Origin of the sequence: Pseudomonas sp. 2822-15, assembly GCF_002742515.1 — a bacterium.
GTDB classification, from domain to species: Bacteria; Pseudomonadota; Gammaproteobacteria; order Pseudomonadales; family Pseudomonadaceae; genus Aquipseudomonas; species Aquipseudomonas salomonii.
Genome location: NZ_LJRY01000264.1, coordinates 1 through 431, shown reverse-complemented (window position 1 = coordinate 431; position 431 = coordinate 1). Strand labels below are relative to the sequence as shown.

Annotated in this window: 1 protein-coding gene; it reads left to right on the top strand. The window is 35.3% G+C overall.

Annotated features, from left to right (window positions below; all coding sequences use genetic code 11):
- Positions 1 to 131: 131 nt before the first annotated feature.
- A partial coding sequence (locus tag AOA59_RS27100; RefSeq protein ID WP_143522825.1) for a transposase family protein occupies positions 132 to 431 on the top strand: 300 nt, incomplete at its 3' end.

The following is a 431-nucleotide window of genomic DNA, read 5'->3' as shown; positions in this document are numbered from 1 at the left end:
TATGTTGGGGTCATGCTTATGAAATCAGGAGGTCGAGAGCATACCTTTTTTCAAGCAAAAAAATACACCTAATCCTCTCTCTTTGTAAATCTAAAGTCACCACAACAAATAGATACAGGAGAGGGATATAGGTGTATTACAATACTATCATAAGTTTATTAGGTATAAAAGATAAGCATGTAGAGATTTATGATTCAGGAGAGGAAACACAATATTTTTGGTTTGAACTTCATACGAAAGTTAAACTTCATAAGTGTCCACATTGTAAAGAGAAGACAAAAAGGGTTCATGATTACCGTTGGCAAAAGTTAGAGGGATCCAGAGTTGCAGGAAAAAAAGTAGAATTACACTTACGAAAGCGTAGATATCGATGTGTAGGGTGTTCCCGTTCCTTTAACGAGAAGCTTTCTTTTGTTCAACGATATCAAAGA